We start from the raw sequence: 21,335 nt of genomic DNA on the forward strand, positions 1-21,335 counted from the left end.
ATGAACTCCTTATGTTGGGCTGGGGTGGGGCTTGCGTTGGCTTCTGTTGATCAAGCGCCAGGCAGGTAAGCACCGGCGCGCGGCCGCCGCGATCGCGGAGGCGAGCCGGCCGAACAGCGCTCAGCGCGCGGTCAGCACGCCGAGCACGAAGCCGACGCCCGCAGCGATGGCGACCGAGCTCCATGGGTTCTGCCGCACGTAACGTTCCGTGTTGACCGTCGCGTAGCGGTAGCGCCGATGCGCGTTTTCCTGCGCGTCGCCGAGCGCGGATTGCAGCGTCTCGACGTGATTGCCGAGCTTCTGGCGCAGCGCGCCGACGCCCTCGCCCGGCACGTTCGCGGCAAGCCGCAGCATTTCCTCCGAATCCTTCAACAGCACTCGCAGATCCTCGACGATCTTCTGGCCGCCGAGTGCAAGCTGTTGCGTCGTGTCAGTCATCTTTCGCTCCTCGTCCAGGTTCAGATGTTCGCGTCGCGCGGAGCCGCACTATGTGGGCGAGCGCACGCATGTCGCGGCCGAGCCGCAAGCGCTGTGCCCGGTAAATCTGGGCCGCCAGGAGCGCAACGCGATGACGTCGAAAGCACTTTCGACCGACTTTATCCGGCGCTTGCCCGAATGCTGTCACATAGATTGCAGGAAGCGCCGCCAAAGTGGTTAAATCGACCTTTGTGAGATAGGACTTTTGCCATCTCGTTCCCAGGCCTGCGCGCCGCACCAACGAAATTCATTTGCACAGGACTTCCCCGTTTATGGCGTCAATCGATCTGGACTCGCCCACTGTGTCCGCCGGCGGCAGCGCTTCCGCCCAAGCGAAGCAGCGCGTCGCCGACGGCATCGCGGGACTCAAATCGTACGGCCTGCTGTACGGCTCGTCGCCGGTGATGCTCGATCTGTACGAGCAGATCGAGCGCGTCGCGAGCACCGATGCAACCGCGCTGATCATCGGCGAATCGGGCACCGGCAAGGAGCTGATTGCCCGCACGATCCACGACCAGAGCAGCCGCCGCGAGGCGCCCTTCGTCGCCGTGAATTGCGGCGCGATTCCCGACGAACTGATCGAAGCCGAGTTGTTCGGCCATGAAAAAGGCAGCTTCACCGGCGCGGTGCAAGGGCGCGTCGGCTACTTCGAGCATGCGAACGGCGGGACGCTCTTTCTCGACGAAGTCACCGAAATGGCGCCCGTGCGCCAGGTGAAACTCTTGCGCGCGCTCGAAACCGGCACGTTCTATCGCGTGGGCGGAAATGAGCTGATCAGCGGCAATGTGCGCGTGATCGCCGCGACCAATCGCGACCCGGCCGTGGCGGTCAAGGAAAACGGTTTGCGCGAAGACCTCATGTACCGCCTTGCGGTTTTTCCGTTGCGCGCGCCGCCGTTGCGCGAACGCGAGAACGACCGCGAACTGCTCGCGCAGCACTTTCTTGCACAGCTCAACCAGCAGGAAGGCACCAGCAAGAGTTTCAGCAAACGCTCGATCGAAACGCTGCGCACGTGGTCGTGGCCGGGCAACGTGCGCGAGCTGAAAAACGCCGTGTACCGCGCGTTCATTCTCGCGGAGAAGACAGTCGAGCTGCCGCATCCGCACCTCGCGTCGAAAGTGAAGCGGCCCGTCACGCAAGGCGATGCGATGAGCGTGTGGATCGGCACGCCGCTCGCCGACGCGCAGAAGCAGATCATTCTCGGCACGCTGAAGTACTGCGGCGGCGACAAGCGGCGCGCGGCAAAAGCGCTCGGCGTCAGCCTCAAAACGCTCTACAACCGCCTGAGCGCATACGGCGACGAAAGCACGGAAGAAGATACCGAACAGTAGAGGGGCGCGCGCAGAAGTTTCCTCTGCAAACAGTTCGCACCACCAATCAAACCGGCCTGCAGGCCGAGCAGAAACCGGTTTGACGCGCATCATCTTTTGCAATTGCTTGCACTTTCCCTCTGCCATTTACAAAACGCATCCTGCAAAATGCAGCAGCCCATTTTTAACGATGGGACGATCTGCCGCGGGTTCGACGCTTCCTTTGCGCGAACCGCGGCACTTGCAAGAACAGAGACAGGGAATGCAAAACAAAACGGTGTGCGGCGCGTGGTTCGGAGCGCGCCTGGAAACGCTCCTGATACTGCGCTTCGGGCCGCGCGTTGAAGCTGGCTGCCAGCAACCGGCTACGCGTGGACGTCGTCGGGCCACGGCGTTCGCGGCCCTCGCCGTGGCGCTCGGGTCGACGCTCTCCGGCTGCAGTTCGGTCTACACGGAAGGCGCGACTGCCGGCGCGGGTATCGCCGGTGCCGCGCTCGCCGCGAAAGTCACGAGCAATGCCGCCGTCGCGACCGGCATCGGTCTCGGCGCGGTGGCCGCGGCGCGAGCCGGCGTGCAGTACTCGGAGCGCGTGGTCCACAAGAACACGCAGGACGGCATCGCGAAAATTGCCGGCCCGCTTGACGTCGGCGCAGTCGCCCCGTGGAGCGTCACGCATTCCATGCCGATCGAAGACGACGAGCACGGCCGCGTCACGGTCAGCCGCACGATCAGCGCGGGCGCGCTCGACTGCAAGGAAATCGTCTTCTCCGTCGACCACATCGCCACGAAAAACGTCCCCGCAAGCAGCGCGTTCTACGTGGCGTCGATCTGCCGCGACGGCGATACCTGGAAGTGGGCGTCGGCCGAACCCGCCACCGAACGCTGGGGCGCATTGCAATGACGGCGCGTGCGCTCGCGGCTGCCAAGCCGCTTCGTCGCGTGAGCCTGACGGCGTTCGCCGGCGCGCTGTGCATCGGCGCGAGTGTGCTGATGAGCGGCTGCTCGTCGATCGGCGCGGCCAGCGGCGCGGCCGCCGGTGTGGCGTCCGGTCTCGTCACCTCGAATCCGGCGGTGGGCATCGGCGTCGGTATCGCCGTGCAAGCGGCAACCGACGAGGCCGTCGGCCGCTACATGCGCATCATGCACAGCGATCAGCAGAACCTGATCGCGGCATTGGCCGGCGCCATGCCGGTCGGCGAAACACGGCCGTGGTCCGTCAAACATACGCTGCCCATTGAAAACGGCCACGGCCAGGTGCGCGTCACACGCGCGTTCGGTTCGGCGCTCGCGCTGTGCAAGGAATTCGTGTTCTCGGTGCAGGACGGCGACGGCCCCAACGCGCACGAAGACTGGTACACGGCCAGCGCGTGTCAGCAGGACAAGGGCTGGAAATGGGCGTCTGCCGAGCCCGCGGTGGAGCGCTGGGGCACTCTGCAGTAGCAGCGACGCGCATGGGGCCGACGCGGGACAATCCACGGTCCGCGCGGCAGAACGAAAAAACGGCAGGGTCTCCCCTGCCGTTTTCATTGAACCGGGCGAATGAACACGCGCGCGATCACGACTCCACGTCTTCCAGACTGAAGATTTCGGTCTGGTCGTTGTACGAGAAAATCTCGCCGTAGCGGCCCCAGTTGATGACCGCGTCGAGCGTCTCTTCCGCGGCGCTGTCCGACAGAAAGTCCTCCAGTTCCTGCTCGAAGCGCACGCGCGGCGCGCGGTGCCCCGGGCGCTCGTTCAGCACCTTCTTGATTCGCGCGGCAAGCGGCACGTGGCGCAGCAGATGCTCGGCGAACATCATCTTGCGCTCCTGGGTGCCGAACTCGGCGAACACGCGCGCGGGCGGCGTCAGGAAAATATCGCCCTCGCGGACGTCCGCGAAACCGAGATGCTGGAGCACTTCCGCGACAGGGAACAGATCGTCCACTTCCAGGTGCAGCGAACGCGCAATTTCCGGCATGTCCGCGCGGCCATGGTATGGCGCCGCGGCGAGCGTCTCGATCAGACCGGCCATCAGGTTGGTCGACACATGCGGCAACCAGCTGTGCAGTTCCAGCCCCTTCCTCGTCTTCTCGTCGGTCTGACGCGCGGTCATCTTCGCGTAGATTTCGTCGACCAGCCGCCGGAACGCCGGGTCGAGACGATTGCGCGGATGCTTGAACGGCACCTTGATTTCGGCGATCACGCGGCCCGGATTCGACGACAACACGAGAATCCGGTCGCACATGAAGACGGCCTCTTCAATGTTGTGCGTGACGATCAGCACCGACTTGATCGGCATGCGGCCTTGCGTCCACAAGTCGAGGAGGTCGGTACGCAAGGTCTCGGCGGTCAGCACGTCGAGCGCGGAGAACGGCTCGTCCATCAGCAGGAGCGTGGGGTCGACCACCAGCGCACGCGCAAAACCGACGCGCTGGCGCATGCCGCCCGACAGCTCGCGCGGATAGGCGTTTTCGAAGCCGTCGAGGCCGATCAGGTCGATTGCCGCGAGCGCGCGCTCGCGCCGCTCGCGCGCCGCCACGCCCTGCGCCTCCAGTCCGGCTTCCACGTTTTGCAGCACGGTGAGCCACGGGAACAGCGCGAACGTCTGGAACACCATCGCGACGCCCTTCGCCGGGCCCTCGAGCGGCTTGCCCATATAGGTGACCTCGCCGTCGGTCGGCTCGATCAGACCGGCGATGATGCGCAGGAGCGTCGACTTGCCCGAGCCCGAACGCCCGAGCAGCCCGACGATCTCCCCTTCGCGCAGCGACAGGTTCGCGTCGTCGAGAACAAGCAGTTCGCCCTGCGTCTTGTTGAAACCGCGGCACACGTCCTTGACGCGCAGGATTTCTTCGCCGAGGCGCGGCGGCTTCGGCGGCGTCTGGATCGGCGCGGCGGTCATTGCAGCTTTAGGATTTTGCATCGCGTTATGCCTTCAATTCTCAGGAAAACGCCGGGCCGCCCAGGTCTTCGTGCTCCCTGGGGGCCGGCGCGTAGCGGCAGCGGCGGGGCCTCAGTCCAGCCGAAGCTTGGCTTCCGCGTAGGCGTACATCGGGCGCCACAGCAGGCGGTTGAACAACGTCACGAACAGCGACATCACGGCGATGCCGACAATGATCTTCGGATAATCGCCTGCGGCTGTGGACTGCGCGATATAGGCGCCGAGCCCGTGCGCGGCAACCCTGGTGTCGCCCCACTGCACGAATTCGGCGACGATGCTCGCGTTCCAGGCGCCGCCCGACGCGGTGATCGCGCCCGTCACGTAGTACGGGAAGATGCCCGGCAACATGGCCTGCCGCCACCATTGCCAGCCGCGAATATGAAAATTCTTGGCCGCCTCGCGATAGTCGTTCGGATACGACGTCGCGCCGGCAATCACGTTGAACAGGATATACCACTGCGTGCCGAGCACGATCAGCGGCGAGAGCCAGACGTCGGGGTTCAGATGGAAGCGCACGATCACGATCACGAACACTGGAAACAGCAGGTTCGCCGGAAACGCCGCCAGGAATTGCGCGAGCGGCTGGATCTTTTCGGCGAGCGCCGGCCGCAAGCCGATCAGCACGCCGACCGGCACCCAGATCACGGAAGCCAGCGCGATCAGCAGCACCACGCGCAACAGCGTGATGAGACCGAGCAGGAACACATGACCGACTTCGTCCAGCGACACGCCGGTGCGCACGTAGATAAACACGCGATACACCACATACACGGTGCCGAGCAGCACCAGCGCGCCCCACACGATGTCGCCGACGCGCGAGCTCTTCTGGATCTGCGGAATCGGGAAGCGCGGCCCTTGCAGCGCGGGCAGGCGGAACGGCACGCGCGCCGCCTTCGCGAACATCCAGCCGAGCGGCACGAGCAGCCGGTGAATCAGGCGCGTGCGGCGAATCAGGTCGAGCAGCCAGGATTCGGGCGCGTCGCCGGAACTGGTGTTTTCCATGCGGAACTTGTCGGCCCACGCCACCAGCGGGCGGAACAGGAACTGGTCGTACGCGAGAATCACCACGGTCATCGCCAGAATCACCCAGCCGATCGCGTGCAGGTTCTTCTCCGTGATGGCCGCTGCGAGATAGGCGCCGATGCCGGGCAGCGTGATCGTGTTGTTGCCGACCGTGATCGCCTCGGAAGCGACCACGAAAAACCAGCCGCCCGACATCGACATCATCATGTTCCAGATGAGGCCGGGCATGGAGAACGGCACTTCCAGCTTCCAGAAGCGCTGCCACGACGTCAGATGAAAACCGCGCGAGACTTCGTCCAGATCGCGCGGCACCGTGCGCAGCGACTGGTAGAAGCTGAACGTCATGTTCCACGCCTGGCTCGTGAAGATCGCGAAGATCGCCGCGAGTTCGGCGCCGAGCACGCGCCCGGGAAAGAGCGCGAGAAAGAACGTGACGGTGAACGAGATGTAGCCGAGCACCGGCACCGACTGCAGGATGTCGAGAATCGGCACCAGCACAAGACCGGCGCGGCGGCTTTTCGCGGCGAGCGTGCCGTAGACGAGCGTGAAGATCAGCGACGCGACCATCGCCGCGAGCATGCGCAAGGTGGTGCGCATCGCGTACTCGGGCAGATTCGCCGGATCGAGCGAGATCGCCTGGGTCTTCAGCGTCGACATCGGCGCAAGCGTCTCGTGAAAGCCGATCGCCGCCATCGCGATAATGCAGATGATGAGCGGGAACGCGACGAAGTCCCAGCGATTGGGCAGCACGCGCCATGCGGACGCATTGGCGGTGCGCTTCAGGTCAAAGCTGAAATCCATCAGACCCACTCCTTATGTATACAGGCGTTCGAACGCGAGAAGGAGGCCGCGGCTGCCGCGCGGCGGTCTGAAGATCGGTCCGGAAAGCGGAAATCAGGCATGGCAAAACGCGTGTGAGCGGTAAATCGTTAGCGTAGGAGACATCTGGACCGGTAACGGAAGCGCCGCTGGGCAAGCCGCCCCGGAGCGTCGATCGTCAAGCCAGAGTCCTGTCGCCGCAGGCGCCGCCCGTAGGCTGGCGAGCTTTCCTTTGTTTTGGACGGCACGACACTACACCATCCTATGTTTCAGGCACAACCTTTGACGGCAATTCTTGGCAACTTGCAGTGGCCGCCTGACAACGGGCCCGCAATGCGCTGACAGTGGCCTTCCGCCGAAGAGCGTCGGCCATGCCGCGATCATTGGCGCGTGCGCCTCGGGCATCCCCGCGCGCACCATCAAGAAACGTGCGCGGCTGCCGTTAAAAGCTGGATGGATGCCGCCACAATATGGATTTCATTCCCCAATAACGATGCTGTCTGGCCCCATGGCGGTTAAAATCCACAAAGATGCACCTTTATTGGTGGTTTTATCCCGGGCCGCTGCGGCGGCGTACGACCGCCTGCTGCAATAACGGCAAAAACCGAAGCGGCCAGAAGGCGCGCGGCGCAACCCCGAGCGAAACGCGGGGCGAGGCGTCGGACCGATCGGCGCCGCGGCGCTGCCACGAATAAGCGAGTTGCATGTCTCAGCCAGACGGATCAGAGGGTCGATGAACAGGACAACCTTGCGCCAGGCAACCGGCCCGATCGGCTTCATGCTGATCGTACTGGCTTGCTGGTTCGTGGCCGGCATGGTCGCGGACCGGATGGTACAGCAAGAGCTCGACGCGGCGCTGCGCGCGCAACGCCAGATGGCCGCGTCGATCGTCGACAACATGGCCGAGGTGATCGCGAGCGACCTTGCCATGTCGCGGGCTATCCCCGCAACCATGGCCGAAATGGACGTGGTCCAGAACGCCCTGGTGCAATCCCGGAATTATGCCGCGAACGGCGAGGCGACGGAACCCGCACTGCGCGCCGCGTTGCTCAAAGACGCGCGCATGAACGCGGTGAACACCTTTCTGCACCGGGCGCAGGGCTTCTCCGGGCTTGACCAGGTGTGGCTCGTCAATGCAAACGGCATCTGCGTGGCCTCGAGCGACGTGGTAGGCGGCTCACAGGCGCGAGGCGCTTCTTTCGTCGGCGTCGACATGCGCGTGCGCGCCTACCTCACCAACGCGCTGCTAGGCGCGTTCTCGGAGACGTACGGCGTGGGCCGCACGAGCGGCGAACCCGGCATCTTCATCGCGGTGCCGGTCTATGCGGACGGCGAGCTGGCGGGCGCGGTCGTCGCCAAGGTCGGGATCGCGCGGCTGCGCCACTGGGTCGCGCACGTCGGCACCTTCGTCGCCGACGACAACGGCGTCATCATCATGGCGCACGACAGCAAGCTCGAAGGCCGCGCGCTGCCCAACTCGCGCGTCACTAAAATGAGCACCGCCGAGCGCAGCGTGACCTATCGGCGGGACGTGTTCCCGGACATCGAGATTCGCGTCGATCCTCTCATGCGCGAGCAGGCGCCGTGGGTCTCCCCCGCGATCGCCGAACAGCTGTTCGGCTCGACAGGACGGCCGGGGCCGTCGCTGTATCAGACGCGCGGCGGCCTGAACTCGGGGCTCTCGGCGCATCTCGTCGAGCCGCTGTCGGCCTGGCCCGAGCTCCTGCGCAACCATAAACGCGATCATCTGCTGGTGTTTCTGACGCTTGCGGGAACCGTGGCGCTCGCGTGGGTCATCACCGTGTCGTACGTGCGCGAGCGGCGGCATCATCGGGCCACGCGCGATCTCGCCGAGCAGTTGCAGTCGGCGAATACGCTGCTGTCGGCCGAGGCGCGCCACGACGCGCTGACGGGCGCGCTGTCGCGGCGCTATTTCCTCGACCTGCTGCGTCACGAAATCGACCGCGCGCATTTGGGGAATCAGCCGCTGTGCATGGCGATTGCCGACCTGGATCACTTCAAGCAGATCAACGACCGCTTCGGCCATGCGGCCGGCGACCGCGCGCTCGAACATTTCGTCGACACCTGCCGCGCGGAACTGCGCGGCGCCGACGCGATCGGCCGGCTCGGCGGCGAGGAGTTCGGACTGCTGCTGCCGGCCACCGACCTGGCCGGCGGGCGCGAAGTGGTCGAGCGCTTGCGCTTGCGTCTGAAGGCCGTGCCGTCGGCGCAGCTGCCGGCTTCGGTCACGCTCTCGGTGAGCATCGGCATCACCGAGCTTTCCGTCGACGACCTCCCGGAGCGGATCATGAGCCGCGCCGACACGGCGCTCTACGCGGCCAAAACCGGCGGCCGCGACCGCACGGAGGCGCTGCCGCCCGACGACACCGCCCCGCCTGCGCGCACGGTCGCCAACGTCTGGTAACGTCCGTGACGGCGAGTCCGCCGTCTGGCGCCACGCAAGCCCGCTATCGAGCCTCCCGCGAACGAGCAGGTATGATCGACACTGAGTTCGAGTTGTCGCTACCGCTTTAACGGGAGATTCGCATGAAGGGAAATCTGGTCATTGTCTGCCGCGATCAGGACGCTGACGCGTTCGACCATCTGCTGGCCGAATATGGCGCGTTCCAGACGCGGCTGTCGTCCACCGCGTGGTATCTGAAGCTGGACGTCGCGCCGGAAGTCATTCAGGAAGAAATACTCGAGCGCCTCGGCAAATATACGACCCACTATATTTTCGAGGCCGAGAGCGCGACGTGGAATACGGTGGACAGCGAGGCCGCGAACGCGCTGAACACGCTGTTCTCGGATTAGAACGCGAGGGTTTGAAGTGGCCGCGGCCGAGCTCGTGGTCGCGGCGGGCAGCCGCGGCGGCAATCAGGAGCCACATCAGGAGCCACATCAGGAGCGGCATCAAAGGCCAGCAAGAAGGCCGCCCGGCGAGCGCCGCGAACCAGGTTACGAACGAGGTTACAAACCGGGCCACAAACCACTCGCGAGGCAGCCGGGCGACCCACGCCGCGCCTGCCTCCGAATCACCAGACCGTTTCCGAGGCCGCCCTCGCCTGAGGCACCGCGGCAAACGGAAAGCTCATCAAGACGCGCAAGCCACGGCCATCGTGGTTGCCGATCTGCCACTCGCCGCCGGCACGCCGCACCAGCCGCTCGACAATGGCGAGCCCGAGGCCGCTGTGGCCATTGCCGCCGCGCGCCGGATCGAGCCGCACAAAGGGCCGGCTCGCATTGACGAGGTCTTGCGCGGCGATGCCCTTGCCGTTGTCGCTGACCGACAGCGTAAAGCCCTCCGCGGTGCGCGCAGTGGCGACCACGATGGGCGGCGCGCCGTACGCATGCGCATTGTCGAGCAGGTTCGACAGAATCCGGTCGAGCGTGGCGGCAGGCAGCAGGAAACCCGGGCCCGCCCGCAGGTCGGTTTGCACCGTGGGCGCGCCGGAGGCCACCGCCCGATAGCTGCGCACCACGCGCTCGCACTGCGCGTCGACCTCGACGGCTTCGCTGCGATCCGCGCCGTCGTGCGCAAACACGAGAAACTGTTCGACGATGTGCGTCATTGAATCCACGTCGCGTACGACGCCGTCGCGCATCTTCGCCTCGTCCATCATTTCGGCGCGCAGCCGCAAGCGCGCAAGCGGCGTCTTCAGATCGTGAGCGACGCCCGCGAGCATCACGGCACGGTCGTTTTCCGTGCGCGCGACTTCCTGCACCATCTGGTTGAAGCCATGCGTCAATTGCCGCAACTCGCGCGGCCCGCGCTCGGGCACGGGCGGCACCGGCAGGCCGCGGCCGAAGCGCGCCACCGCCTGCGCGAGCGAGCGCAACGGCTGCTGCAGCGCCCACGCGGCGAAGAGCGCCGCCATCACCGCGAACGAGAAGATGATGACGAGCCACAGCACCGTGCGGTCGAGCGAACGCGGCGGCCGCAACGGCTGCACCGGTACGACGATCCAGCTGCGGTCGGCGGGCGCGCGCACCCACAGCGTGGGCGGACGGCCGGGCAGACCGACGCGCACCTGCGTGCCGGACGGCATGCGGTCGCGCACGTCTTCAATGAAGCGCTCGAGCGGCGGCGGCATGTCCGCCGTGTCGGGCGGCACCTCGGGGCTCGCCGGGTCGACGAGCTTCACGCGCGACGGCAGCGGCTGGTCCGGGTTGCGGGCCACGTGCTGACGCACCGCGTCGACGAGAAACGTGGCTTCTTCGACGGCGTAGCGGGTTTGCAGCTGGCTGCGCTCGAGGCGCATGAGCGCGTACCACGCGAAATGCGACAGCAGCAGCACCGCGACGACCAGCAACGCCAGCCGTCCGAACAGCGAGTCAATGGGCCGGCGCATGCTGTTCGCCGTCCGGCACGAACACGTAGCCCCGCCCGCGCACGGTCTGGATGAAGCGCGGCGTGGACGGGTCGGTTTCGAGGATGCGCCGCAGACGCCACACCTGCACGTCGATGCCGCGGTCGGTGCCGTCGTATTCGGGACCATGCAGCAGCTCGAGCAGACGCTCTCGCGTGAGCGTGCGCATGGGGTGATTGACGAAAATCTTCAGCAACGCGAACTCGCTGCCCGACAGCGTGAGCGGCTTGTCTTCCTGATGCAGCGTGCGCGACTGGAAATCGAGCGTGAAGCGGCCGAAGCTGAACGGCTCGCGCTGCTCGGGCGCGGCGGCCGAAGGCGACGTGCGGCGACGGCGCAGCACCGCCTGCACGCGCGCGAGCAGTTCGCGCGGATTGAAGGGCTTGCCGAGGTAGTCGTCCGCGCCGAGTTCGAGACCGACAATCCGGTCGACGTCGTCCGCGCGCGCGGTCAGCATGATGACGGGAATGTCGTCGCCCGACGCGCGCAGCTTGCGCAAAGCGGTGAGCCCGTCCACGCCCGGCATCATCAGGTCGAGCACGATCAGATCGGGACGCTCGCGTTCGAGTCTGCGCTCGAGCGAGCCCGCGTCGTGCAGCACCGACACCTCGATGCCCTGGCGGGCCAGATAGTCGCGCAGGAGATCGCGCAATTCGACGTCGTCGTCGACAACAAGTATTTGAGTAGCCATGGAATGAAGTTTAACGCGCGGCAGGAGCGGTTTTCGATTTCAGGCAGGCCTCAAGGGTTACCGGGTGTTACGGTGAAAGCTGCACGTAATGACCCGTAACAGCGGCGCGAAGGCGCGTAACACAGCGCGGCAGGCAGTTCTCTACGCTCTGTCTTACCGAATGCAGGCCGTCAACTGGATCGGATGCATCGTCGGCTATTCCATTACAAGGAGCCTTACATGTCCACCCAAAAAATCTCGCGCGCTCTCGCCGTTGCCGCCACCGCTCTCGCCATCGGCGCGGGCGCGGCCTACGCCGCCCAACCTGCTCACGAGGCGCACGGCGGCCCCGGCGGCTGGCACGGCCACTTCATGAAAGAGCTCACGCAGCTGCACGACCAGCTGAAGTTGAACGCAGACCAGGAAAAGCAGTGGCAAGCCGCGCTCGACACCATGAAGCAAAACCATGAGGCAATGCGGACCAACCACGAGCAAATGAAGAGCCAGTTCAAGGCCGCGCAGCAACAGCCGATTCTGGATCTCAACGCGATGGCCGCGGCTCATCAGCAGATCGAGCAGAAAGACGCGCAACTGCGCCAGCAAACCACGGACGCCTGGCTCAAGTTCTACAACAGCCTGAACGATCAGCAGAAGACCACCGTCAGCACCGCGCTGAAGCAGCGCTTTGCGAAGATGGAAGCGCGTCACGAGAAGATGCGCGAGCGCTGGCAGGAACATCGCGGCGCGGCGTCGGCGCCGGCTGCGAACCAGTAAGCCCCTGCCGCGGACACGGCGGCTTGCGGCTTGCGGCTTGCGGCTGTAAAAGCAGAAACGCCACGGGAACCTTGCGATCCCGTGGCGTGCGTTTTCTTCCTCTGTTCTCTATATAAAGGCAGCGCCGCTGTCAGTTCCTCCCGTTGTGTGGACTGCGCGGCGGCTGCGGACTCGTTGTGTGCTCAACCATCTGTCGGGAGGCGCCGCACAACGGCCCCGCTTCAGCCATCCAGCCGGCCCAGGTCGAAGAGCAGCACTTCGGCTTGATTGCCCTGTTCCAGCGTCACCGTGTCCGTGTCGCTGAGCTTGGCGGCGTCGCCGGCCTGCAACACCTTGCCGTTCACCGTCAGCGAACCGCGCGCCACGTGCACGTAGACGAGCCGTCCGTCAGGCACCGCGAAGCTGGCCGTTTCCGCACCGTCGATGAGCGCGGCGTAAATCGACGCGTCCGCATGAATCGTCACCGAGCCGTCGCGGCCGTCGGGCGAGGCGACGACGCGCAGACGGCCGCGCTTGTCCGCGGCGTCGAAGCGCTTTTCCTCGTAGCCCGGCTGATCGCCCGCGCGGCGCGGAATCACCCAGATCTGCAGCAAATGCGCCTCTTCGTCCGGCGACGCGTTGAACTCGCTGTGCATCACGCCCGTGCCGGCGCTCATGCGCTGCACGTCGCCAGGACGGATGGTCGAGCCGTTGCCCATGCTGTCGCGGTGCGCGAGCGCCCCTTCCAGCACGTACGTGACGATCTCCATGTCGCGGTGTCCGTGCGTGCCGAAACCCTGCCCGCCCGCGATGCGGTCTTCGTTGATCACCCGCAGCGGCCCGAAATGGACGTGCTCGGGGTCGCGGTAATCGGCAAACGAAAAGCTGTGATACGAGTCGAGCCAGCCGTGGTTGGCGTGACCCCGTTCTGCGGAGCGGCGAATTTCGATCATGACGTACTCCCGGTCAAATTGGCGATAACGAGAATGTATGGGCTCGCCGCGCGCCGGACAATCGGGCGCAAGCGCACCGGATCGTTTCGTCAATCCGCGTAATCCGACACGACCCTGCCGGCCCAACCGTGGCACCGCTGAGCGCGGCGGCGCAGGGATGCGTCGCGCATACGCAACGCCCGCAGCACGGGGCGGGCGCGGCGGGCATCGCGCACTGGCGCCCGGTCCCTCTTCGGGTAAAATACCGCGCTTTTCTACGCTTGGCGTGGCGCAAGGCGCGTCCGGCACAGCCGGACACCGCGCCGAGAGCAGGCCAACGCAATGCCAACGCGGGTCCAACGCGAGGCCCACGCGAGGCCCGCACCAAGCCAACAGCGGGGCAACGTCAGGCCGACACCGGGCCAACCGCAGGCAAAAAAGCGCGGCGGCGCGGGAATTTTGACCGCCTAGAATAGCGACGGCCGGCCACAAGCCAGGCTCAGTCGGGATCGGACGCGAGGCCGATCAGTTTGACCCAGGAGAAACATGAAGAAGCTCGCACTGTGCGTAGCGCTCGCCGTCATGGCCACCGGCGCCATGGCCAAAGAATGGAAAACCGTACGCATCGGGGTTGACGCCAGCTATCCGCCGTTCGAGTCGAAGGCGGCCAGCGGCCAGCTGGTCGGCTTCGACGTCGATCTGACCCGCGCGCTGTGCGCAAGAATGAACGTCAAGTGCGTGTGGGTGGAGCAGGATTTCGACGGCATCATCCCGGCGCTGAAGGGCAAGAAGTTCGACGCGATCGTGTCGTCGCTGACCGTCACGGACAAGCGGCGCGAGCAGATCGATTTCTCCGACAAGCTGTTCGACGCCCCCGCCCGCATGATTGCCAGAACCGGCTCGCCGCTTCTGCCCACCGCTGACTCGCTGAAGGGCAAACGCGTCGGCGTCGAGCAAGGCACGACCCAGGAAGCGTACGCCAAGGCGTATTGGGAACCGAAGGGCGTGACCGTCGTGCCCTATCAGAATCAGGACCAGGTCTACGCCGACCTCACCTCCGGCCGGCTCGACGCCGCGCTGCAGGACGAACTCCAGGCCGACGCCGGGTTTCTGAAAACGCCGCGCGGCAAGGGCTTTGCCTGGGCCGGCCCGGAAGTGAAGGACCCGAAGACCATCGGCGAAGGCACGGCCATCGGTCTGCGCAAGGACGATGCCGAACTGAAGGCGATGTTCAACAAGGCGCTCGCGCAGGTTCATCAGGACGGCACGTTCAGGAAGCTCGAAAAGCAGTACTTCGACTTCGCGATCTATCCCGAACACTGAGCGCTGCGGGTACGCGTCGCGCGGCCGCCGTCTCGCGCACCCGCCAAGGGACCTGACTGAGGGCTCCCGTCGAATGCAGCAAAAAGGAGACTCGGGGCTCGCCCGCATGGGCGTGTCCGGGGCTTCGTAATACAGTCGGTCTGGTTTCAAAGAGAGTCGAAAAGCGCGCTGCAGGTCCGGCAACGGCCATGCAGTCATGATTTGCACAGCGGTGCGCTGTGCGCCGCGGATCACGTCGAGCCATGCTCGCGGTACTTGCGGCGTCAGGCCGCCCGCGTCTTTCGCGGTGTGCCGCAAACGCATCGTCAAGGACCCCCTATGTTCCTTCAAGGCTACGGCCCGCTGCTTCTCAACGGCACCTGGCAAACCGTCAAGCTGGCGGTGTTATCGCTGGCGCTCGCTTTCCTGCTGGGCCTGCTCGGCGCGGCGGCGAAACTGTCGAAGAACCGTCTGTCGTACGGCGCCGGTACCGTCTACACGACGCTCGTGCGTGGCGTGCCCGACCTCGTGCTGATGCTGCTGCTCTTCTACAGCATCCAGATCTGGCTCAACGATCTGACCGACATGCTCGCCTGGGATCAGATCGACATCGACCCGTTCGTGGCCGGCGTCGCGGTGCTCGGCTTCATCTACGGCGCGTATTTCACCGAGACCTTCCGCGGCGCGTTTCTCGCCGTGCCGCGCGGCCAGCTCGAAGCCGGCGCGGCCTACGGCATGACGAGCTGGCAGGTGTTCTCGCGCATCATGTTCCCGCAGATGATGCGCTTCGCGCTGCCCGGCATCGGCAATAACTGGCAGGTGATGGTGAAGGCCACGGCGCTCGTGTCGATCATCGGTCTCGCGGATGTGGTCAAGGCTTCGCAGGACGCGGGCAAAGGGACCCTGCGGTTTTTCTTCTTTACCCTGCTTGCGGGCGCGATCTACCTCGTCATCACCACAGTGTCGAACTTCGTGCTGATGTACCTCGAAAAGCGTTACTCGACCGGCGTGCGAAAGGCGGATCTATGATCGAGATCATTCAGGAATACTGGCGCAACTATCTCTACACGGACGGTTACCGCTTCACGGGCCTCGCCATTACGTTGTGGCTGCTCGTCGTGTCGATCGGCCTCGGCTTTTGCCTGTCCATTCCGCTCGCCGTGGCGCGCGTCTCGAAGAAGAAATGGCTCGCGGGTCTCGTGTGGCTCTACACCTACATCTTCCGCGGCACGCCGCTTTATGTGCAGTTGCTGCTGTGTTACACGGGCTTGTACAGCCTCGAAATCGTCCGCAATCACGAGCTGACCAACGCGTTCTTCCGCGACGGCATGCATTGCACGCTGCTCGCCTTCACGCTGAACACCTGCGCGTACACCACCGAAATTTTCGCCGGCGCGATCAAGGCGACGCCGTATGGCGAAATCGAAGCGGCGCGCGCGTACGGCATGTCGTCGTTCACGCTCTACCGGCGCGTGATTCTGCCGTCGGCGCTGCGCCGCGCGTTGCCGTACTACAGCAACGAAGTGATCCTGATGCTGCACGCCACGACCGTCGCTTTCACTGCGACCGTGCCGGACATTCTGAAGATCGCGCGCGACGTGAACTCGGCAACGTATCAGTCGTTCAATGCATTCGGCATTGCCGCCCTGCTCTATCTGTGCATTTCTTTCGCGCTCGTGTGGCTGTTCCGCCGCGCGGAGCGCCGCTGGCTCGCTTACCTGCGGCCGCAAGGCAAATAACCGGGCCCGCGCCCAGCACGTAAGCACGCCCAAGGATTCTGATGAACAACACGAAGCAAAAGCTTTTCGTCGACGAGCTTCATAAACAATATGGCGACAATGAAGTCCTCAAGGGCGTTTCGCTGAAGGCGAACGCTGGCGACGTCATCAGCGTGATCGGCTCGTCCGGTTCGGGCAAGAGCACGATGCTCCGCTGCATCAACTTCCTCGAACAGCCGAACGCCGGGCGCATCTTCGTGGACGGCGAAGAAGTCCGCACGCAGATCGCGAAGAACGGCGCGCTGCGCGTGTCCGACCCGAAGCAACTGCAGCGCGTGCGGACCAAACTGTCGATGGTGTTTCAGCACTTCAACCTGTGGTCGCACATGAACGTGCTCGAGAACATCGTCGAGGCGCCCGTCAATGTGCTCGGTCTCAAGCGCAAGGAAGCGGAAGACCGCGCGCGCGAGTACCTGGAAAAAGTCGGCCTCGCGCCGCGTCTGGAAAAGCAGTATCCGTCACATCTGTCGGGCGGCCAGCAGCAGCGCGTGGCGATCGCCCGCGCGCTCGCCATGCACCCCGACGTCATGCTGTTCGACGAACCGACCTCCGCGCTCGATCCGGAACTCGTCGGCGAAGTGCTGAAGGTCATGCAGACGCTCGCCGAGGAAGGCCGCACGATGATCGTCGTCACGCACGAAATGGCGTTTGCGCGCAACGTGTCGAACCACGTGATGTTCCTGCATCAAGGCCGCGTGGAAGAAGAAGGCCACCCCGACGAGGTGTTCAGAAACACTCGCAGCGAGCGCCTGAAGCAGTTCCTTTCCGGCAGTCTCAAATAGCACAACCTATCGCACAACCTGGTATTTGAGATTCGTCCACGTATCTTGATAACGGGTTGTAGTCGAAGTAATTTTACAAGGCGCTTACGAGCGCCTTTTTTATTTCGGTCAACTGTGTAATCGCTGCGTTTCGGCGCGCCGAAGCCCCTCCCATAGGCCTCTCAGGCCGCCTTTTGCGCCCTAACCTGCCGTATCGCAAGCGTCAATAGTGGCAATCCTTAATCTTGCTGCGCGCGATCCGTGATTCCCTTGTCGTATAAGGGGTTTCGCCGTTTTGGCGAACTGTGCAACGGGTCTTTGCGCACATCGGTATTGCAATTTGGAGACACAGGTCAACGCCGGTACTAATTTCTTCTCACACTCAAGTCTATTTTTGATAAATTAGTAACCAAAGTAGCAAAACTAAGTTCATTAAAAGTAGTTTTACTTCAAAGCACAGAGGAGAACCGGTCGGCGAGGGATCGGCATGACCACCAGACAGCCCCAAGGCTGCAGGTCAGGACAGGAGACCAATCCGCCCGCTAATCTCCCTGGTACCGATTTCTGTTCGGCGCGGCTCGCGTCCGAACACCATTCGCAGTACTGGGTTTCACTTTTTGACAGGGTATGGAGGAGAAGATGAAGAAAGCTTTGCTCGCCGCTGCGCTGATGTCGGCCGGTGTTGTTGCGCATGCTCAAAGCAGCGTGACGCTGTATGGCCGCCTGGACGCAGGTCTCGAATACATCAGCGGGCTGCCGAACGCCAACTATACCGGTTCGACCTCCCGCTTCCGCGCGGAAAGCGGTGACTGGGGCACCAGCCTGTGGGGTATGAAGGGCGTCGAGGACATCGGTGGCGGCAACAAGGTCCTGTTCCAGTTGGAAGGCTCGTTCAACACGATGAACGGCCAGGGTCCTGGCGGCGGCGGTCTCTTCAATCGCTGGGCAACGGTCGGTCTGTCGAACAGCGCATACGGTACGTTGACGATGGGCCGCATGCTCTTCATCTCGAACGGCGTGTGGGACTTCGACCCGTTCGGTCAATCGAACTGGTCGTCGGCATCGCTGGTGCGTGGCCGCAACTGGCCGCAATCGAGCAACAACATTGCTTACCAGTCGCCGAAGTTCTACGGCTTTGACGTGTACGGCCAGTACGCGCTGTCGAACGCGACGAACTGGAACGGTAACGGCACGACGCCGCAAGGCCGTGAAGCCGGCCTGCAACTGACGTACACCTCGTCGCTGTTCCAGGTTCGCGGCATGTACGACGAAATCCGCAACTCGGCAAACGGCAACTTCACGAACCCGTTCACCGCATCGCGTGAATACACGGCTGCCTTCAACGTGTTCCTCGGCCAGTTCAAGGTCCAGGGCGCGTACCAGGCCGTGCGTACGTCGTCGGCTGCCAGCGCGGCAGGCACCTCGCCGACGTCGCTCGATCACGAATGGGGCGGTGTGACGTGGCAAGCCACGCCGGCTGCTGCACTGATCGCGGCGGTCTACCACGTGAATGCGAACAAGGGCGGCGGTAACGCAACGATCTACACGATCGGCGGTTCGTACAACCTGTCGAAGCGCACGCTGCTCGACATCCAGATCGCAACCGTGCGTAACAGCAAGACGGCCAACTTCGGTCTGGACGCCAACAACGCAGGCAACGGCGGCAACATCACCGCCTCGGACGGCACGGTCTCCTACAACGAGAACCCGCTGCCGGGCCACAGCCAGACTGGCGTGTACGCAGGTATTCAACACTCGTTCTGATCAAACGGTGTTCCCCGAGGGCATTGCCTTCGGGGCTTAGATGGTCTTCAAGAGAATCTTTTTCACGCTGCTGCGAGAGGCGCGTATCGGTGCGATGTCCGCAAGGGTATCGCACCGTTTTTTATTGGCGCGCGAGTTGTGCGATGCGCCGGCGCACCGCTTCGGTGCGCGAATGACTTAGACCGCCGCCTCGTTTTCCTCGCCGGTGCGGATGCGGATCACCCGCTCCACGTCCGCGACAAAAATCTTGCCGTCGCCGATCTTGCCGGTGCGCGCCGCGCCGATGATCGCGTCGATCACCTGATCGCACTGGTTGTCCGCCACCACCACTTCGATCTTCACTTTCGGCAGGAAGTCGACCACATACTCTGCACCACGATAGAGCTCGGTATGGCCTTTCTGCCGGCCGAAGCCTTTGACTTCGGTGACGGTCAGGCCCGTGAGGCCGACTTCTGCGAGCGCCTCGCGCACTTCGTCGAGTTTGAACGGTTTGATGACTGCGGTGATGCGCTTCATGGCGAACCTCGTCTCGTGACTGGAAGAGTGAAAGGAAAGGGGATGATTTTTATTCTACGCCGCGCCGGATGCATTGAGGCAGTCCGGCGCGCATCGGCGCGCCGCCGCGACGGCTCACGCCACCGGTTCGGTGTAGCGTGACGTGATCGGATAACGCCAGTCGCGGCCGAACGCGCGATGCGTGACGCGAATGCCGATCGGCGCCTGGCGGCGCTTGTACTCGTTGATCTTGATGAGCCGCGTGACGCGCTTCACGTCTTCGGCCGCGTAACCGGCCGCGACGATTTCGGCGAGCGAGCGGTCCTCTTCCATGTACATGCGCATGATCGCGTCGAGCACGTCATAGGGCGGCAGGCTGTCCTGATCGGTCTGGTTTTCGCGCAATTCCGCGGACGGCGCGCGCGTCAGAATGCGCTCGGGAATCACGTCCTGCTTCTCGAAGCTCGCAGCCTGATTCCGGTAATGGCACAGGCGATAAACCAGCGTCTTCGCAATGTCCTTGATCACCGCGAAGCCGCCCGCCATGTCGCCGTAGAGGGTGCAGTAGCCGACCGCCATCTCGCTCTTGTTGCCGGTGGTGAGCACGATCGAGCCGAACTTGTTCGACAGCGCCATCAGCAGCGTGCCGCGAATGCGCGCCTGGATGTTCTCCTCGGTGGCGTCTTCCGGGCGTCCTTCGAATTCCTGCGCGAGCGAGCTGCGGAATGCGTCGAACATCGGCGCAATCGCGATTTCGTCGTAGCGCACGCCCACGCGGCGGGCCATGTCGGCTGCGTCGGTGGTAGAGATGTCGGCCGTGTAGCGCGAGGGCATCATCACCGCGCGCACGCGCTCCGCGCCGAGCGCATCGCACGCGACGGCCAGCACCAGCGCCGAGTCCACGCCGCCCGAAAGCCCGATGATCGCGCCAGGAAAGCCGTTTTTGTTCACGTAGTCGCGCACGCCCATGACGAGCGCCGCGTAGACCTGTGCCTCGAGCGAAAGCTCGGGCGCGATTGCGCTGCTCACTCCGCTGCCCGCGTTCGCTACGCCGTCGGCCTCACCGCGCACCGGCGCGCCGTTGTCGAAGTCGACAAACGCGGTCGCTTCTTGGAACTGCGCCATCTTCGCGACGAGTTCGCCTTGCGCGTCGAGCACGAAGGAGCCGCCGTCGAACACCAGTTCGTCCTGCGCGCCGACCATGTTCACGTAGACCATGGGCAGCCCGGTTTCGCGAATCCGCGCGCGCAGAATGTCGAAGCGTACCGCCTCCTTGTTCAGGTGGAAGGGCGAGCCGTTCGGAATAAGCAGCACTTGTGCGCCCGCCGCTTTCGCCATTTGCGCGGCCGACGCATGCCACGCGTCTTCGCAGATCACCACGCCGTACTTCACGCCGTCGAGTTCGAACACGAACGGCTGCGGGTCGGACGCGAAGTAGCGTTTCTCGTCGAACACCTCGGTGTTGGGCAGATCCTGCTTGCGATAAGTGCCCGCAATCCTGCCGTCGACGAGCAGCGAGGCCGCGTTGAACGTGTCGACCGGCGGCAGGCCGCGCTCGATCGGCCTGTTTGCATTACCATGACCCTGGTTCGCCCCGCCGTTTGCACCGCCGTTTGCACCGCTGTTCGCCGCGCCGTTTGCATCATCACGCAGCGGATGGCCGACGATCACATGCAGCCCCGCAAATTGCTTCAACTGCGCGGCGAGGTCCGCGAGCGCCGCGGCGCTTGCGGTGTAGAACGCGGGGCGCAGCAGCAGGTCTTCGGGCGGATAGCCGGACAGCGCGAGTTCGGGCGCGATCAGCAGTTTTGCGCCGGCATGGTGCGCGTCACGCGCGGCAGCGACGATCTTCGCGACGTTGCCGGCGAAGTCGCCGACGGTGACATTGATTTGAGCAAGAGCGATTCGTGTCTTCATGGCAGGATCGACGGGCAAGCGGGAGCTTGCGCGTCACGCGGCGT

General features: G+C 64.3%; 19 protein-coding genes. 11 read left to right on the top strand and 8 right to left on the bottom strand.

Annotated elements, in window-relative coordinates; all coding sequences use genetic code 11:
* Nucleotides 1–120 precede the first annotated feature (120 nt).
* On the bottom strand, nt 121–438 hold the full coding sequence (locus tag ACEN8U_RS26670) for a DUF883 family protein (RefSeq protein ID WP_013587588.1): 318 nt from the start codon (nt 436–438) through the stop codon (nt 121–123).
* A gap of 311 nt (nt 439–749) precedes the next feature.
* Here ACEN8U_RS26670 and ACEN8U_RS26675 point away from each other — a divergent pair, with 311 nt between their 5' ends.
* From ACEN8U_RS26675 to ACEN8U_RS26685, 3 genes are all read left to right on the top strand, one after another.
* Nucleotides 750–1,808 carry a sigma-54 dependent transcriptional regulator gene (locus ACEN8U_RS26675; protein ID WP_310105994.1) on the top strand — a complete coding sequence of 353 codons (1,059 nt, stop codon included), beginning with the start codon at nt 750–752 and terminating at the stop codon, nt 1,806–1,808.
* 241 nt (nt 1,809–2,049) lie between these two features.
* Nucleotides 2,050–2,688 (top strand): hypothetical protein, encoded by a 639-nt coding sequence (locus ACEN8U_RS26680; RefSeq protein WP_310105991.1) that lies wholly within the window; start codon nt 2,050–2,052, stop codon nt 2,686–2,688.
* A complete protein-coding gene (locus ACEN8U_RS26685; protein ID WP_310105989.1) occupies nt 2,685–3,227 on the top strand; it encodes a hypothetical protein in 543 nt (180 codons plus the stop codon). The genes ACEN8U_RS26680 and ACEN8U_RS26685 overlap by 4 nt, the downstream gene beginning before the upstream one ends.
* Nucleotides 3,228–3,342: 115 nt before the next feature.
* Here the strand turns inward: ACEN8U_RS26685 and ACEN8U_RS26690 are convergent, their stop codons facing one another.
* Entirely contained in the window at nt 3,343–4,689 is a 1,347-nt protein-coding gene (locus ACEN8U_RS26690) for an AAA-associated domain-containing protein (RefSeq protein ID WP_013587584.1), read from the bottom strand.
* Between the two features lie 90 nt (nt 4,690–4,779).
* Nucleotides 4,780–6,531 (bottom strand): ABC transporter permease subunit, encoded by a 1,752-nt coding sequence (locus ACEN8U_RS26695; RefSeq protein WP_310105986.1) that lies wholly within the window; start codon nt 6,529–6,531, stop codon nt 4,780–4,782.
* A 751-nt stretch (nt 6,532–7,282) separates the two neighbouring features.
* On the opposite strand from ACEN8U_RS26695, the gene ACEN8U_RS26700 reads away from it, so the two are divergent.
* On the top strand, nt 7,283–8,974 hold the full coding sequence (locus ACEN8U_RS26700; RefSeq protein WP_013587582.1) for a sensor domain-containing diguanylate cyclase: 1,692 nt from the start codon (nt 7,283–7,285) through the stop codon (nt 8,972–8,974).
* Between the two features lie 122 nt (nt 8,975–9,096).
* Nucleotides 9,097–9,363: a hypothetical protein gene (locus tag ACEN8U_RS26705; RefSeq protein ID WP_013587581.1), complete on the top strand. Its 267-nt coding sequence runs from the start codon at nt 9,097–9,099 to the stop codon at nt 9,361–9,363.
* A gap of 221 nt (nt 9,364–9,584) precedes the next feature.
* Here ACEN8U_RS26705 and ACEN8U_RS26710 read toward each other — a convergent pair whose 3' ends face one another.
* Both ACEN8U_RS26710 and ACEN8U_RS26715 read right to left on the bottom strand, forming a co-directional pair.
* Nucleotides 9,585–10,901, bottom strand: coding sequence for an ATP-binding protein (locus ACEN8U_RS26710; protein ID WP_310105984.1), 1,317 nt, complete (start codon nt 10,899–10,901; stop codon nt 9,585–9,587).
* Complete coding sequence (locus tag ACEN8U_RS26715; RefSeq protein ID WP_013587579.1) at nt 10,885–11,610, bottom strand: response regulator; 726 nt, start codon at nt 11,608–11,610, stop codon at nt 10,885–10,887. The genes ACEN8U_RS26710 and ACEN8U_RS26715 overlap by 17 nt, the downstream gene beginning before the upstream one ends.
* Nucleotides 11,611–11,829: 219 nt before the next feature.
* Here ACEN8U_RS26715 and ACEN8U_RS26720 point away from each other — a divergent pair, with 219 nt between their 5' ends.
* A complete protein-coding gene (locus ACEN8U_RS26720; RefSeq protein WP_310105980.1) occupies nt 11,830–12,363 on the top strand; it encodes a periplasmic heavy metal sensor in 534 nt (177 codons plus the stop codon).
* Between the two features lie 221 nt (nt 12,364–12,584).
* Here the strand turns inward: ACEN8U_RS26720 and ACEN8U_RS26725 are convergent, their stop codons facing one another.
* A complete protein-coding gene (locus ACEN8U_RS26725; RefSeq protein WP_310105978.1) occupies nt 12,585–13,295 on the bottom strand; it encodes a pirin family protein in 711 nt (236 codons plus the stop codon).
* Between the two features lie 525 nt (nt 13,296–13,820).
* Between ACEN8U_RS26725 and ACEN8U_RS26730 the strand changes: the two genes are divergently transcribed.
* The 5 genes from ACEN8U_RS26730 (at nt 13,821) to ACEN8U_RS26750 (ending at nt 18,879) form a co-directional block, all read left to right on the top strand.
* Nucleotides 13,821–14,597 carry an ABC transporter substrate-binding protein gene (locus ACEN8U_RS26730; protein ID WP_310105975.1) on the top strand — a complete coding sequence of 259 codons (777 nt, stop codon included), beginning with the start codon at nt 13,821–13,823 and terminating at the stop codon, nt 14,595–14,597.
* Between the two features lie 318 nt (nt 14,598–14,915).
* A complete protein-coding gene (locus ACEN8U_RS26735) occupies nt 14,916–15,605 on the top strand; it encodes a histidine ABC transporter permease HisQ (protein WP_310105972.1) in 690 nt (229 codons plus the stop codon).
* Nucleotides 15,602–16,315: an ABC transporter permease gene (locus ACEN8U_RS26740; RefSeq protein ID WP_013587574.1), complete on the top strand. Its 714-nt coding sequence runs from the start codon at nt 15,602–15,604 to the stop codon at nt 16,313–16,315. Before ACEN8U_RS26735 ends, ACEN8U_RS26740 begins: the two co-directional genes overlap by 4 nt.
* Nucleotides 16,316–16,356: 41 nt before the next feature.
* A complete protein-coding gene (locus ACEN8U_RS26745) occupies nt 16,357–17,136 on the top strand; it encodes an ABC transporter ATP-binding protein (protein ID WP_013587573.1) in 780 nt (259 codons plus the stop codon).
* Nucleotides 17,137–17,754: 618 nt separating this feature from the next.
* Nucleotides 17,755–18,879 (top strand): porin, encoded by a 1,125-nt coding sequence (locus ACEN8U_RS26750; protein WP_013587572.1) that lies wholly within the window; start codon nt 17,755–17,757, stop codon nt 18,877–18,879.
* A 177-nt stretch (nt 18,880–19,056) separates the two neighbouring features.
* Here ACEN8U_RS26750 and glnK read toward each other — a convergent pair whose 3' ends face one another.
* Together glnK and ACEN8U_RS26760 are read right to left on the bottom strand one after the other, a co-directional pair.
* On the bottom strand, nt 19,057–19,395 hold the full coding sequence (glnK, locus tag ACEN8U_RS26755; RefSeq protein ID WP_006048444.1) for a P-II family nitrogen regulator: 339 nt from the start codon (nt 19,393–19,395) through the stop codon (nt 19,057–19,059).
* A 114-nt stretch (nt 19,396–19,509) separates the two neighbouring features.
* Nucleotides 19,510–21,291 carry an NAD+ synthase gene (locus ACEN8U_RS26760; RefSeq protein WP_310105969.1) on the bottom strand — a complete coding sequence of 594 codons (1,782 nt, stop codon included), beginning with the start codon at nt 21,289–21,291 and terminating at the stop codon, nt 19,510–19,512.
* Nucleotides 21,292–21,335: the final 44 nt, after the last annotated feature.

The organism is Paraburkholderia phenoliruptrix (assembly GCF_047325075.1).
GTDB classification, from domain to species: domain Bacteria; phylum Pseudomonadota; class Gammaproteobacteria; order Burkholderiales; family Burkholderiaceae; genus Paraburkholderia; species Paraburkholderia phenoliruptrix.

Bases quoted from the DNA above. Each gene is read 5' to 3' on its own strand.
- ACEN8U_RS26670 (WP_013587588.1), bottom strand. From the start codon at position 438: ATGACTGACACGACGCAACAGCTTGCACTCGGCGGCCAGAAGATCGTC.
- ACEN8U_RS26675 (WP_310105994.1), top strand. From the start codon at position 750: ATGGCGTCAATCGATCTGGACTCGCCCACTGTGTCCGCCGGCGGCAGC.
- ACEN8U_RS26680 (WP_310105991.1), top strand. From the start codon at position 2,050: ATGCAAAACAAAACGGTGTGCGGCGCGTGGTTCGGAGCGCGCCTGGAA.
- ACEN8U_RS26685 (WP_310105989.1), top strand. From the start codon at position 2,685: ATGACGGCGCGTGCGCTCGCGGCTGCCAAGCCGCTTCGTCGCGTGAGC.
- ACEN8U_RS26690 (WP_013587584.1), bottom strand. From the start codon at position 4,689: ATGCAAAATCCTAAAGCTGCAATGACCGCCGCGCCGATCCAGACGCCG.
- ACEN8U_RS26695 (WP_310105986.1), bottom strand. From the start codon at position 6,531: ATGGATTTCAGCTTTGACCTGAAGCGCACCGCCAATGCGTCCGCATGG.
- ACEN8U_RS26700 (WP_013587582.1), top strand. From the start codon at position 7,283: ATGAACAGGACAACCTTGCGCCAGGCAACCGGCCCGATCGGCTTCATG.
- ACEN8U_RS26705 (WP_013587581.1), top strand. From the start codon at position 9,097: ATGAAGGGAAATCTGGTCATTGTCTGCCGCGATCAGGACGCTGACGCG.
- ACEN8U_RS26710 (WP_310105984.1), bottom strand. From the start codon at position 10,901: ATGCGCCGGCCCATTGACTCGCTGTTCGGACGGCTGGCGTTGCTGGTC.
- ACEN8U_RS26715 (WP_013587579.1), bottom strand. From the start codon at position 11,610: ATGGCTACTCAAATACTTGTTGTCGACGACGACGTCGAATTGCGCGAT.
- ACEN8U_RS26720 (WP_310105980.1), top strand. From the start codon at position 11,830: ATGTCCACCCAAAAAATCTCGCGCGCTCTCGCCGTTGCCGCCACCGCT.
- ACEN8U_RS26725 (WP_310105978.1), bottom strand. From the start codon at position 13,295: ATGATCGAAATTCGCCGCTCCGCAGAACGGGGTCACGCCAACCACGGC.
- ACEN8U_RS26730 (WP_310105975.1), top strand. From the start codon at position 13,821: ATGAAGAAGCTCGCACTGTGCGTAGCGCTCGCCGTCATGGCCACCGGC.
- ACEN8U_RS26735 (WP_310105972.1), top strand. From the start codon at position 14,916: ATGTTCCTTCAAGGCTACGGCCCGCTGCTTCTCAACGGCACCTGGCAA.
- ACEN8U_RS26740 (WP_013587574.1), top strand. From the start codon at position 15,602: ATGATCGAGATCATTCAGGAATACTGGCGCAACTATCTCTACACGGAC.
- ACEN8U_RS26745 (WP_013587573.1), top strand. From the start codon at position 16,357: ATGAACAACACGAAGCAAAAGCTTTTCGTCGACGAGCTTCATAAACAA.
- ACEN8U_RS26750 (WP_013587572.1), top strand. From the start codon at position 17,755: ATGAAGAAAGCTTTGCTCGCCGCTGCGCTGATGTCGGCCGGTGTTGTT.
- glnK (WP_006048444.1), bottom strand. From the start codon at position 19,395: ATGAAGCGCATCACCGCAGTCATCAAACCGTTCAAACTCGACGAAGTG.
- ACEN8U_RS26760 (WP_310105969.1), bottom strand. From the start codon at position 21,291: ATGAAGACACGAATCGCTCTTGCTCAAATCAATGTCACCGTCGGCGAC.